The sequence below is a fragment of the Rufibacter sp. XAAS-G3-1 genome (assembly GCF_013623775.1).
Taxonomy (GTDB): domain Bacteria; phylum Bacteroidota; class Bacteroidia; order Cytophagales; family Hymenobacteraceae; genus Nibribacter.
In genome coordinates this window covers 40,639-53,328 of the sequence record NZ_JABFAM010000012.1, presented here as the reverse complement: position 1 = coordinate 53,328, position 12,690 = coordinate 40,639, and the positions used below count along the sequence as shown (strand labels likewise).

The following is a 12,690-nucleotide window of genomic DNA, read 5'->3' as shown; positions in this document are numbered from 1 at the left end:
TAATCCAGCTTTGAACCTTTTATAATCCTATTGAAGAAATTAAACGTTAATCGGCGTAGTCGTATCCTTTCAGTTCCTGCTTCAATTCTTTGCGGGCCAGGTGAATCCGGTTCTTGACGGTGCCAATGGGCAGTTTCAGTTTCTCGGCAATCTCCAGGTACTTGTAGCCCACATAGTACATCATGAAAGGAGTGCGCAGCTCCTCGGGCAGATGGTCAATGGCGGCATAGATGTCCTTGAGGGCGAATTCCCCAGACGCGCCGTTCACGGCAATCATCCGGTCATCTGCGGGGTGCGTCTGGATGTAGTCGTTGGTGTCTACGGAGCTGGAACGCTTGGTTACCTTGTTGTAATGATTGATGAACGTGTTGCGCATGATGGTGTACAGCCACGCTTTCAGGTTGGTGCCCGCCTTAAACCGGTCGCGGTTCACGAAGGCTTTCAGCAGAGTCTCCTGCACCAGATCCTTCGCATCATCACTATCACGGGTCAGGTTGTACGCAGCTGGACGAAGGGTAGGCGCCATGCGCTCCACAATGGAAGTAAACTCTGGTGCAGTCATTTTGTTTAACGTTTAAAAACAAACATTAAACAATAATACGAATTACTGAAATCTATAGCTAACTTTTGCTGAACAAATCTTGAAAAAATATTTACAAAAGCATTTCAGCAATTGGGGAAGGAAACACCCCTCTACCCCCTGTTTTCAGGCTGGTTTTGCTAAAACAAGCTAAAAACGGTGATATAAAACTGTAAACTAACGGCACTTCAAGAATTGTCTGGCTCACTACCCACCCGTATGGCCGTGCTAAGCGCAGATTCTTCCCTTAAGAGGAGAATCTGCGTTGAATAGGTGCTTTGGCGTAACTGAGTAATATTTGCTGGCATTAAAGCCTCTCTCAATTCCTGGGTTCACGGTAAACTAGGAAAACAGAAAGTTAGTAAAACAAACTTTGTTTAACAGCCATAACATAACCTTAAACAAACCAGCACTAAAGTGCTAAGTACAAGGATTATTCGTTTTGGGGCAGTTTTATAGAAATAGGCCTAAAACAAAGAAAACAGGCTGGACTGTCCTTTGAAATGACTCCACTCGCTGGCGTCCCGCGAGCGAGTGTTAGATTGCGTAGAGGAAGGCGCAAATACGCTCCGGTTCTGGAAAACTGGCGCAGAAAGGGGTATGGACGGGCATGTAGAAAAATAATGCTCCCGAAAGCAGATCAGGCAGGCACTAGCCTACACTCCGAGAGCCATTGCGCGAACTCTTCCAGGGTCTCAAAATACCTGACTCTTGGGGGCAAGTTGTGGGGCTGGGGGTGCAAGACGTAGCCGCTGAGTAGCAACTGAACGTCTGGTAACTGTTGGAGCACTTGCCGCAGGTATTCTTCCACGTCTTCGCGGGTGGGTGCGGTAGTGAAGACCGAACAAAGATAATGGGGCTGGTACTGCTGCGAGGCTTTAACCAGGTCTTCCAATGGCAAATGCTGCCCCAGGTACAGGGTGCGGAACCCCATCGCCCTGAACTGGAAGTGGCTGTATAATAAAGACAATTCGTGCAATTCACCCTCGGGGAGATACAGCAGGATTTTGGGGGCATCTGGCAGTGGGTTCAGCCGCTGCCCGTCAATGGCCACCAGCATTTTCTGCCGGATGAGCTGGCTGATAAAATGCTCATGGGCGGGGGTGATATTGCCCGTCTGCCATAGCAGCCCTATTTTGTTCAGGAACGGGTAAATAACCTGCTGCACAGAATGGGGGAAACCCAGTTGCAACACCGCCCGGCTCAGCGCCCGCTCAAACAGGCCCTCGTCCAGCTCAACCATGGCAATAATCAGTTGGTTGATGAACTGATCCTGGCCCAGATCGGCTTGCGTTACTTTGATGACCTCAAGGGCAATCTGCTCTGGCGTAAAGTTGGCGATTTTGGAGATCTTATACCCTTCCTGGTACAGCAAAGCCACGTTGAGCAGGTTCTTAAGGTCGGCGTCGTCATAGAACCGTATGTTGGTAGCGGTTCGTTTGGGGGCCAGCAGTTGGTACCGCTGTTCCCAGATACGAAGCGTATGGGCCTTTATGCCAGACAAATGCTCTAACTCTTTAATAGAGTAATGCGCCACAGGAGAGAGTTTAGAAACGAAACGTAAAGTTAACGCTTCCGGGCGATACGAAAGAATTTAGGATGAACCCAGAGCATTCCGAAGGACTCTGAGTTGTCTTTCCCTTTGGCTTTGTGGTGTACTTTGTGCGCTATGTCCAGGGCCCGGAGGTAGGTGCTTCTCGTTTTCCCGAACAGCTTTAATCGCCGATGGATAAACAGATCATGCACCAGAAAGTAAGCCGCGCCGTACAGCGAAATGCCCACCCCAATCCAGAAACGGTAGTCCAGCGTTTCTGTGCCGTAGATAAAGCACAGGGCCGCAATGACCCCGTAGAACACAAAGGAGACATCATTGAGCTCAAAGAGATGGTTGTGCTTGGTGTGGTGCGACTTATGGATGCTCCACAGAAAGCCGTGCAACACGTATTTGTGCACCGCCCACGCCACCAGTTCCATCGTGACAAAGATTCCTATTACTATCGCCGCATTCGTCAGCATACTCTTTCAACCAGTAGGTTTGCCAATTGTTTAAAATGATCTGTAATGACGTACGGAAAAGCAGCGCATTTGGAGACGAAAACTGCCGGATGAGACCTGAAATGGTTTTCCCAAAGCTACACACAAAGCACTGGTTCTGTTTTGGGTTTGTTTTCGCGAAAACTCCCTGGAATCACTCCCCGTTTCTAAAGATGCTTGGGAGGGCCACAAAAAAACTCCCCAGCCTTAGCTAAAAGACTGGGGAGTTTTTACAAAAGGGCTGAGGATTACAGGTTCCGCAGGCTTTCCATCCAGGGAATCAAATCTCTGATCATGGGTTCCAGGCTGCTGCCGTGTCCGCCCCCCGGAACCGGGATAAACTTCAGGTTAGGCGCATTGGCGGCTTTCATGGCGTTAAAAGTCACCTCAGAATTAACATACGGCACCATAATATCGGCCGTGCCGTGGTAAAGGCGGGTGGGGCTTTTAGGAACCCAACTGCTGAGGCTATTTCTTTTTAAGGCCGCTTTCAAAGCCTGCTCCCCATCACCGCGTAAGGCTGTCAGGAACGTAGGGTTGAACAGCTTGGCCGGCTCTTTGGCCAGGGCACTATTGATGGAACTGCTGGTACGGGTGCCGTCTATCAACTCCTGAATACGGGTGGCATAAGGCTCCTGGAAAAAATCAGTTAAAGGACGGTTCCAGTTGTAGGTTTTGTTGTAGGCCTGCAAGATGAAGGCCAGGTTGGCCGGATACTCATAGGGCTTTCCGCTTAACACCATCCCCAACATGTTCTCCAGGTCGTAGCCCCCTGCCCCTGCGCCCGAGGCAGTCACGGTGAGGCCGTGCTCTGGGTGTTCCTCAATCTCTTTCTGCGTAGCCAAGGTTACGTAGCCGCCTTCAGAGTAACCCGCCAGAAACAATTGGTCAGAGGCGTTGATGCTGTTCTTCTGGAAGAAAGATTTGCTTGCTTTAATCATGTCCACCACGGCGGTGCCGGAGTGTTTAGCGTCATAGTACGGGTGCAAAATCTGCTTGGAAACGCCGTAGCCAATAAAATCGGGCACCAAGGTGAGGTAGCCGGCAGCCCCAAACGGCTCAAAGCCCGTCAACGACGTTACCTGGAAGTTGCTGGGCGCATATTTCTGGTCAAAGGTGGTGCCGTGGTGCGCGCTCAGGATGGGGGCCGGTGCCGTCATGTTCAAAGGCACCACCATCAACCCCGAAGCCTGAATTTCCTGCCCGTTGTACTGCGTCAGGTAAATCAGGCGGTACACATCCACATCGTACTTAATCAGGGCCGCTAGTTCAGACCTGCCGTTAGAGGCGGCAATCTCCTTTAAACCGGCCGCCGGAATAGTGGTTAGTTTCTCGGCAGAAACCAAGAGGTCTTTCTCGGTTTGCTGCACCGGGGTCTGCTCCATTACCTCAGATTCCTTGCAAGAGGAAAACCAGGAAGAAATGGCCAGCAGTATAGATAAAAAGATGGTTTTCAAAGTTGTAGAGCTGTTGGTTAATTTCATTTTAGTAAGGATTTGCCAGACGGTAAAGTTCCTGTCTCTGGGCTGTTTTGGGCATTATTTCGCGAAAGAACGCCTAAAACGCACCGGTTAGTTTACGCAGGCTTCCTTACCGATAATTGACTTTTTCCGTATACTTGCAGGAACCATCCAAGTAATAGCCATGGCTAAGAAATCTTTCCAGGAAATCATCAACAGTCCGGGCATGCCGGTGCTGGTAGACTTTTACGCCGATTGGTGCGGCCCCTGCAAAACCATGTCGCCCATTCTGCAACAGGTGGCGCGGCAATACGAGGGGAAACTGAAAGTGATTAAGATTGACGTGGACAAAAACCCGGCGGTGGCGCAGCAATACCGGGTACAGGGAATTCCCACGCTGTTGCTGTTCCACCAGGGCAAGCAACTCTGGCGGCAATCTGGCGTGGTGCCCGCGCACCAACTGAGCCAAGTAGTGCAGCAGCATCTGCCGTAAACAAGCGTTTTAGGTCTGTTTTAGGGAAAACGGGCCGGAAACCGCATTGGGCGCAGACACTCGTAGGAGCTGCGCGCACTACGAGGCCGTTTGAGCGGGCAGAGTCTCGTGACACGCACCGGCAAGATGGCGTCACGTCGGTTATTAACCATCAGCAATTAACCCCCTACCAACTCCTTGGTAGAGATAAGCGGCAAGGTCAGGTGGAAGGTAGTCTGGACGTAGGGAATGGAAGAAGCATGGAGGACACCACCGTGTTGCCGCACAATCTGGCGCGATAAGCTGAGGCCAATGCCGGAGCCTTCGGGTTTGGTGGTGTAGAAAGGAATAAAGATCTGCTCCTGCGACTCGGCTTCCAGACCGGGGCCGTTGTCTATCACCTCAATTCTCACCTTATGCGGCAGCTTGTGATCCAGAGCGGCCCGAAGGGTGACAACAGGCTGCTCTACTACCTCACAGGCTTCCATCGCGTTTTTCAGTAAGTTCAATAGCACCTGTTCCAGTTGCTCGGCATCGGCCGAAAGCCACAGTTGTTCCTCTGGCAATTGAACGGTGAACTGAATCTGCCTGCTTCTCATCTGAGGCTCCACCAAACGACTCACGTGGCCGCAAAGGGCCTGTAACGATAACTCCTCCAGATGCGGGGGCGGTACCCGGGTCAGGCGGCGGTAATTCTCCACGAAGTGCTGCATGCCGCGCGTCCGTTTTTCAATGGTGCGCAAGCCCAGTTGCAGGTCTTCCATGGTGTCTTCCTCCAAATGCCCCGCCTGGGTGACAGGAGTCAACTCAGACTGCACCAGGTCACTGATAGAAGAAGTAAGCGAGATGATGGGCGTCACCGAATTCATGATTTCGTGGGTGAGCACGCTTATCAGTTTTTTCCAGGACTCCAGTTCCTGCGCCTCCATCTCTGAGCGGATGTTCTGAAACGACATAATCCTGACTTCCTGCCCTTTGAGCCGCAACACCGTCACATGGACGGTCAACAGCACCTCCTCGGTAAGCTGGCGCAACCGAATCAGGCGGGCCTCGTGGTGGGGTTCAGCAAAAGCCGCTTCGGCCAGGGCCGGGTAAAGGCGCTCAATGGAATGCAGGTTCTGCAGGAAAGGCACATCCAGCAGGCGGTGGGCGGCCTTGTTCATGAGCTGCACGTGGCCCTCGGCGTCAAACGTGATGAGCCCAATGCGCAGGTGTTCCACTACGCCCTGCAAATACTGGTGGTGAACCTCTTTTTCGGCTTTTATGCGGGCGAAGGCTCCCGTGATGTCATTGAACATGCGGTGCAGCTCGCGATACTGCGCCGGCGCGCCTTCCACGGTAAAGCGCTGGGTGAAATCTGAATGCCGGATGGCCGACAGGAAACGGATGAGGTCGCGGTTGGTGCGCTGCACGTATTCAATCAACGCCAGCATTTGTCCTAGAGCCAACACCAACAGGCAGAACAACGAGATGTACCAGGCATGCCGAAGCCCCACGTACAACGCCGCTAAGAGCGTGAGCGACAACAGTACCACCCGCAACGCCACCCGCACATTGAAGTACTTATAGACCATGCTTTTCTATCCGGCGGTACAAGGCGGTGCGCGTGATTCCCAGTTCTTTAGAAGCGTGTGTAATGTTGCCGTTGTGCTTCATTAAGGCTTGCTGCACCAGGGTTTTCTCCACATTCCCGAGGGTAGCCTCTGTTTCGAGCGTGACAGAAGCATGGGCCGAAGGTTCCGCGAGGTACACATCTGAGGGGTGCAGTTGGCCCGGTTCGCACATGATCACGGCACGTTCTATGGTATGCTCCAGTTCCCGGATGTTGCCCGGCCAGGAGTAGTTAAGCATCTTCAGCAGCACCGGCTTCTCCAGGCGCAGATTGGGTTTTTGGTACTTTTTGGAAAAAGAAGCCAGAAAATGCTCGGCCAGCGGCTGAATGTCTTCTTTCCGTTCACGCAGCGGAGGCAGATGGATTTCAACGGTGTTGATGCGGTACAGCAAATCTTGCCTGAAACGGCCTTGTTTCACCATTTCGTACAGCGGCATGTTGGTAGCACTTACCAACCGGATGTTCACCGGACGGGGACGGTTAGAACCCACCGGGGTGATCACGCGGCTCTGCAACGCCGTCAATAATTTGGCCTGCAAGGGCAGACTTAAATTGCCAATCTCGTCCAGAAACAGCGTTCCGCCGGAGGCGACTTCAAAGCGCCCGGCGCGGTCTTCTTTGGCATCAGTGAAGGAGCCTTTCACGTGCCCGAACAGTTCGCTCTCAAACAAGCTTTCGGTGACGGCGCCTAAATCAACGGGAATAAACACTTCTTTGGCGCGGAGCGAGAGGCGGTGCAACAAACGGGCGGCTACCTCTTTTCCGGTGCCGTTCTCGCCTAAAATGAGCACGTTGGCATCTGTGGCGGCCACTTTCTCCAGGGTTTGGTACACGCGCTGCATGGCGGGCGAAGAACCTATCAACTCCACACCGGGCTCGTTCAAGGTTTGGTTCAGGTGTTGCTGTTTCGTGCGCAGGTGCTGTACTTCTGAGGTGGACTGCCGCAGCTTACCCGCTGAAATCATGGTAGCCAGCAATTTCTCGTTGTGCCAGGGCTTCACCACAAAATCGGTAGCCCCCAGTTTCAGAGCCTGCACGGCCAAGTCAATAGCGCCGTAGGCCGTCATCATGACCACCACCGCCTGCGGGTCTACTTCCAGGATTTTCTGCAACAGTTCCAGCCCCTCGCGGCTAGAGGTGGCCCCGGCGGTGTAGTTCATGTCCAGCAGAATGACATCAAAAGGCTCTTTCTGGAGCAAGTCTGGCAGGCGCTGCGGATTGATCTCGGTACGCACCAGTGAGAAGTGCTGTTTCAGAAAAATGCGTCCGGCGGTAAGGATGTCTTCCTGGTCGTCCACAATCAAGATGCGGCAGGTCATTTTGCTCATGGGCAAAGGTGTTCTAAGGTGAATACCGGGCAGTCACAAGTAGGGTGCCATACTAGCCAAACCACTACCCAAGTCGTGTTTACAGCCTGTTTTTCAGAAACTTAGCTTAAACTAAAAAGTAGTTCAGGTAGAAGCGGTGTACGCTTACAGACGAATAAATGTACGGAACCGTGCACTTTCAGGCAAACCAAAGCTTAGCCTCACTTAAAACAAACTATCAGTCAACAACTTACCTCTTTTGGCACTTCATTTGACTTGTTCAGACAATGGTGATACAGGTTCTTAGCCAAGCTGACAAAGCACCCTTTTAAGGCTATTTTCCTCAAATCAGCACCAAAACAGACCTATGCTAAACTAAAAAAGTTCTGAGTCTTAAGTCCTGAGTTGAGGTTCCTTTCAGTTCTGCTACTGACGCGGGCGGGCAGTTGGGGCCAACCTTCCAGGATTATTCAGATAGACAAGAACCCGAACCACCGCCCGAATTGTCAGCGATGAAAACCTTCCATTTTAGACCTACTTTTGACAAAACAGGCTTAAAACGAACCCGCGCTTTCCCTAACTTAAGACTCAGAACTATAGACTCAGAACTTTTAGGCAATGCTCAAGAACTACCTCAAAATAGCCTGGCGGAACCTGTTGCGCCACAAAGCGTACTCGGCCATTAACATCATCGGGTTAGCCACCGGCATTTCGGCGTGCTTGCTTATTTTTCTGTACGTGGGCCATGAGCTGACCTATGAGCGCAACTTCCCCAATGCCGGGCACATTTACCGGGTGGTGAGCCGCGTGAACTTCCATGGTACGGATGATCGTTTTTCGCTGTCCCCTAAACCTTTGGCGGATCACCTGCGGCGGGAGGTTCCCGAGGTGAAGAAAGTAGCCCGCCTTGCCCAAGCTGGCAAGCAGACGGTTTGGAAAAACCAGCAACCATTCCTGGAAGACCACCTGTTTTATGCCGATAGCACCTTTTTCCAGGTGGTGCCTTTTACCTTTTTAGCGGGTGACCCGGCCACGGCGCTCAAGGCTCCCAAGACCATTGTGATTTCAGAGGAACTGGCTCAGAAGTACTTCGGGGGAGTGGAGCAAGCTTTGGGCAAACCGCTGCAATTCAGCAAAAACCAGTATACCGTCACCGGCGTCTTCAAACCCGAAAAGCACTCCCACCTTGTAGCCAATGCCTTCTTTTCCATGGTTACCCATGATGAAGCAGAGCGGGCCGGGAAAGATGCCACCACCATTGCCGCTATGGAAAACGAGTGGATTCACTTTAGCTATTACACCTATTTCACCCTCCACAACCCCGCTTCTTTGCCCGCTTTTGAGCAAAAGCTAACTGATTTGGTGCAGCGGCGGGCGGTGCCCTGGATGAAGGAAAACCAGATTTCCGCGTTCATGGAACTGTCCGTGCAGCCTATTACCCAGATTCACCTCAGCAATGATTTCCAGACCGATATTAGCCCCTCGGGGAGCCGTTCGTACGTGTACATTTTCTCGGTGGTGGCGGTGTTTATCCTGCTCATTGCCTGCATCAATTACATGAACCTGGCTACCGCCCGCTCTGCCAAGCGCGCCCGGGAAGTGGGCCTCAGGAAAGTGGTGGGTGCGCATAGAAGTCAGATTATTGGGCAGTTTTTGGGAGAATCCATCTTAATCACGCTGTTGGGGTTGGTTTTGGCGTTGGCTATGGTAGAGCTATCGTTGCCCGTCTTCAACCAACTCACCATCAAAGAATTTACCCTCTCTTCTTTCCTCAATATCAACTTTGCCTTGCTGGTATTGGTCATTCTGTTGTTTGTGGGTTTGGTGGCGGGCAGCTACCCGGCTTTCGTTCTGTCTGGGTTTAAACCGGCGGAAGTCCTGAAATCTGACAAGAACCCCAGGAGCAGCAATGCCTGGCTTCGGCGGTCTTTGGTGGTGGTGCAGTTCACCATTTCCCTGGTTTTAATCATCGGCACCGCCGTTGTCTACAGCCAGCTGCAGTTCCTGAAAGACAAAAACCTGGGGTTCAACAAAGAGCAGGTGGTCGCCATTGAGGTACCCAAAGTGGACTCTGCTACCTTGCATCGTCTGCCGGTGGTCATGCAGGAACTGACCCAGAACCCAAATCTTTTGCAGGTTGCCACCTCGGGCAACATTCCGGGGGAAAAATTGTCACGATTGCTGATGCTGGTGGAAGACGAATTTGGCACAGAAACCGATAAGACCATGAACGTGATGTTTGTGAGCTACAATGCTTTGGAACTGATGGGCATTGAACTCAAAGAAGGCCGTACGTTCCAGAAAGAGATTCCTTCTGATGCGAAGGGAGCCGTGCTAGTGAACGAGGCGGGGGCCAAATGGCTGGGCTGGCAAAATCCCCTGGGCAAACGGGTGCAGGTCACCGACTATGACGCCAAGGTGATTGGGGTAGCCAAGAACTTCAATTACGCCTCGCTGCACAACCCCATTGAACCGTTGATGATTGTTCCCATCAAGGAAGGAAACGGGTACCTGCTGGCTAAAATCCGGCCGGAGCACCTGGGAAATACCCTGGCTTTCCTGGAACAGAAGTGGAATGCCTTTGCCCCCAAGCACCCCATGGACTACTTTTTCCTGGATGATTACTTCAACCGGCAGTACCAGGCCGAGGAAAAGATGCTGACCATTTTCGGCTACTTCGCAGCACTTACCATCCTGATTGCCTGTCTGGGTTTGTTTGGGCTAGCCTCTTTCACCGCCGAACAACGCACAAAGGAAATCGCGATCCGGAAGGTGCTGGGTTCCACCGTGGGGGAGATTGTGCTGCTGCTGTCAAAGGATTTTGCGCTGTTGGTGCTGTTGGCTATTCTCATTGCCTCGCCGGTGGCCTGGTACGGCATGAAGAACTGGCTCCAGGATTTTGCCTATCAGGTGAACCTGAGTCCGTGGCTTTTCCTGATGGCCGGAGTTGGTTCTCTAGCCATTGCCGTGGCTACCGTGAGCTTGCAGGCCGCCAAAGCCGCCCTTCTGAACCCGGTAAAGTCTTTGCGGAGCGAATAGCCTGATTTAGGGCTTCTTTTCCAGAAACAGGGCAAAAACCATTCTGTAAGTTTTCGGCATCCGCTACGACTAAGAAGTAGGCAAAACAGCCCTTCACGGGAGGTACCCCCGGTTTCTTCGTGAAAAGACACCTAAACCCGTTAACTTTCGTTTTCTAAGCAACCACCGCTACTTACAACTATTATATGCTCAAAAAATCTTTGACCGCGCTGGCGTTCGCCGCTCTCCTGCACTCCCCCCTGCTGGCGCAAAATCATGCCACCCCTGCGTACCGTTTCTCAGTAGATCTGGCCCAGGTAAAAGACGACAAATTACAGGTCACGCTTCTCACCCCAGAATTCAAGGAAGACGAAGTCCTGTACCACATGCCCAAGATGGTGCCGGGTACCTATGCCGTCTATGATTTCGGGAAGTTTGTTTCTGACTTCAACGCCTTTGATAAAAAAGGCAAGAAACTGGACGTAGAGCGCTTAGACCAGAACACCTGGAAAATAAAGAAAGCCAAGAAGCTGGCCCGCCTAACCTATCTGGTTGATGACACCTGGGACACGCCCAAGAAAGAAGACATTGTGTTTGAACCAGCGGCCACCGACATTGAGGAAGGCAAGGTGTTCTTGATTAATACGCACGGCTTCTTCGGGTATTTCGCGAACCTGACCAAGGCACCTTACCAGATCACGGTCAACAAACCGCAGGATTTTTACGGGGCCACTGCTCTTAGAACTGCCAGCACTACGCCTACCTCAGATACGTACCTGCTGCAGAACTACAATGACCTGGTAGATGCGCCCATGCTGTACAGCCGCCCAGACACGGCCATGCTCAAAGTAGGCAACGCCGATGTGTTGATCTCCACGTACGCCGCCGGGGGCGGAGCCCGCTCTAAGAACCTGGCCGAGCACATCAAACCCATTCTGGAGGCGCAGAGAGCCTATCTGGGCGGCACCTTGCCGGTAGACAAATACGCGTTCCTCATCTACATTGACAACAAGCAGAACCGCACCGGCGCGTACGGCGCGTTGGAGCACTCCTATTCCTCGGTGTATTATTTCCCCGAGATGCCGCCCGCTATGCTGGCCGAGCAGGTGCAGAATATCTCGGCGCACGAGTTCTTCCACATTGTGACGCCGCTGAACATTCATTCAGAGGAAATCGGGAATTTTGATTTCAGCAACCCCAAGATGTCCAAGCACCTCTGGATGTACGAAGGCGTGACCGAATACTTTGCGCACCACGTGCAGGTGAACCAGAAACTCACGGAGTTGCCTGATTTCCTGACGGAGTTGCGGAACAAGATCATCGCCTCTAAACAGCAGTACAATGACGCTCTTTCTTTCACTGAACTCAGCTTAGGCGCGCTGGACAAGCACGAGAAAGAGTACGGCAACGTGTACCAGAAAGGAGCCCTTATTGGTATGGCGCTGGACATTAGGTTGCGGGAGCTTTCCAACGGGAAATACGGCATCCGGAACCTGATGAAAGACCTGAGCCAGACCTACGGCAAGGACAAGTCGTTCAGAGACGAGGAGCTGTTTGATAAAATCACCGCGCTCACCTTCCCAGAGATCAGAGATTTCTTCCGTAGGCACGTAGAAGGCAATGAGCCACTGCCGTACTCAGAAATATTCAGGAAGGTGGGCATCACGTACCAGCCAAAGGGCACCCAGAGACGTATTTCGCTGGGCAGACCTACCCTTGGGTATGACCAGGCCTCCGGGCACCTGATGATAGCCAGCGTGGAGAACCTGAACGCGTTCGGCAAGCAAATGGGCTACAAGGCCGGTGACCAACTCTGGCAGATCAACGGCGAAGACCTGAACCTGCGCAACTTTACTGACATGATTAACAAACACGTCATGAACGGCCAAGAAGGCAGCCCTATCACCATTACCGTAGGCCGGAAAGACGCCAGCGGCACCGTAAAGCCGGTAGAACTGAAAGCCAACCTGGTTGCCGCCGAAGAACCAGTCTCTCACCTGCTCACGCCAGACCCCAAGGCCACGCCTGCGCAACTCTCGTTAAGACAAGCCTGGCTGTACTCTAGCCTGTAAGCTTTCTCCTTTCTGCCGTGCCCGTTTCTGGGCTGTTTTTGAGAAAACACCCCAGAAACGGGCACGGCTTTTTTTTACTAGTACAGGAAAACACCCCGGCCGTTTCTGGGCTGTTTTCTTCAAAACAGCCCAGAA

9 protein-coding genes are annotated in these 12,690 nt (G+C 52.3%); 3 read left to right on the top strand and 6 right to left on the bottom strand.

What is annotated here, in order from left to right:
- Window positions 1-46: 46 nt before the first annotated feature.
- The 4 genes from HHO50_RS14605 to HHO50_RS14590 all read right to left on the bottom strand — a co-directional run bounded on the left by HHO50_RS14605 (window position 47) and on the right by HHO50_RS14590 (window position 4,071).
- Window positions 47-562 carry an RNA polymerase sigma factor gene (locus HHO50_RS14605; protein WP_181306809.1) on the bottom strand — a complete coding sequence of 172 codons (516 nt, stop codon included), beginning with the start codon at window positions 560-562 and terminating at the stop codon, window positions 47-49.
- 658 nt (window positions 563-1,220) lie between these two features.
- Window positions 1,221-2,117, bottom strand: coding sequence for a MerR family transcriptional regulator (locus HHO50_RS14600; protein ID WP_181306808.1), 897 nt, complete (start codon window positions 2,115-2,117; stop codon window positions 1,221-1,223).
- Window positions 2,118-2,146: 29 nt separating this feature from the next.
- Entirely contained in the window at window positions 2,147-2,596 is a 450-nt protein-coding gene (locus HHO50_RS14595; protein ID WP_181306807.1) for a sterol desaturase family protein, read from the bottom strand.
- Between the two features lie 266 nt (window positions 2,597-2,862).
- Window positions 2,863-4,071 carry a lipase family protein gene (locus tag HHO50_RS14590; protein WP_255478753.1) on the bottom strand — a complete coding sequence of 403 codons (1,209 nt, stop codon included), beginning with the start codon at window positions 4,069-4,071 and terminating at the stop codon, window positions 2,863-2,865.
- Window positions 4,072-4,258: 187 nt separating this feature from the next.
- Between HHO50_RS14590 and trxA the strand changes: the two genes are divergently transcribed.
- Window positions 4,259-4,567, top strand: a complete 309-nt coding sequence (gene trxA, locus HHO50_RS14585; protein WP_181306805.1) for a thioredoxin — start codon at window positions 4,259-4,261, stop codon at window positions 4,565-4,567.
- Window positions 4,568-4,725: 158 nt separating this feature from the next.
- Here trxA and HHO50_RS14580 read toward each other — a convergent pair whose 3' ends face one another.
- Both HHO50_RS14580 and HHO50_RS14575 read right to left on the bottom strand, forming a co-directional pair.
- Window positions 4,726-6,120, bottom strand: coding sequence for a PAS domain-containing sensor histidine kinase (locus tag HHO50_RS14580; RefSeq protein ID WP_181306804.1), 1,395 nt, complete (start codon window positions 6,118-6,120; stop codon window positions 4,726-4,728).
- Window positions 6,110-7,486, bottom strand: coding sequence for a sigma-54 dependent transcriptional regulator (locus HHO50_RS14575; RefSeq protein WP_181306803.1), 1,377 nt, complete (start codon window positions 7,484-7,486; stop codon window positions 6,110-6,112). The genes HHO50_RS14580 and HHO50_RS14575 overlap by 11 nt, the downstream gene beginning before the upstream one ends.
- 597 nt (window positions 7,487-8,083) lie before the next feature.
- Here HHO50_RS14575 and HHO50_RS14570 point away from each other — a divergent pair.
- Together HHO50_RS14570 and HHO50_RS14565 are read left to right on the top strand one after the other, a co-directional pair.
- Complete coding sequence (locus HHO50_RS14570; RefSeq protein ID WP_181306802.1) at window positions 8,084-10,504, top strand: ABC transporter permease; 2,421 nt, start codon at window positions 8,084-8,086, stop codon at window positions 10,502-10,504.
- 185 nt (window positions 10,505-10,689) lie between these two features.
- Window positions 10,690-12,555, top strand: coding sequence for a peptidase M61 (locus HHO50_RS14565; protein WP_181306801.1), 1,866 nt, complete (start codon window positions 10,690-10,692; stop codon window positions 12,553-12,555).
- Window positions 12,556-12,690: the final 135 nt, after the last annotated feature.

Coding starts and splice junctions, on each gene's coding strand:
- HHO50_RS14570 (WP_181306802.1), top strand. CDS start 8,084: ATGCTCAAGAACTACCTCAAAATAGCCTGGCGGAACCTGTTGCGCCAC.
- trxA (WP_181306805.1), top strand. CDS start 4,259: ATGGCTAAGAAATCTTTCCAGGAAATCATCAACAGTCCGGGCATGCCG.
- HHO50_RS14575 (WP_181306803.1), bottom strand. CDS start 7,486: ATGAGCAAAATGACCTGCCGCATCTTGATTGTGGACGACCAGGAAGAC.
- HHO50_RS14595 (WP_181306807.1), bottom strand. CDS start 2,596: ATGCTGACGAATGCGGCGATAGTAATAGGAATCTTTGTCACGATGGAA.
- HHO50_RS14580 (WP_181306804.1), bottom strand. CDS start 6,120: ATGGTCTATAAGTACTTCAATGTGCGGGTGGCGTTGCGGGTGGTACTG.
- HHO50_RS14565 (WP_181306801.1), top strand. CDS start 10,690: ATGCTCAAAAAATCTTTGACCGCGCTGGCGTTCGCCGCTCTCCTGCAC.
- HHO50_RS14605 (WP_181306809.1), bottom strand. CDS start 562: ATGACTGCACCAGAGTTTACTTCCATTGTGGAGCGCATGGCGCCTACC.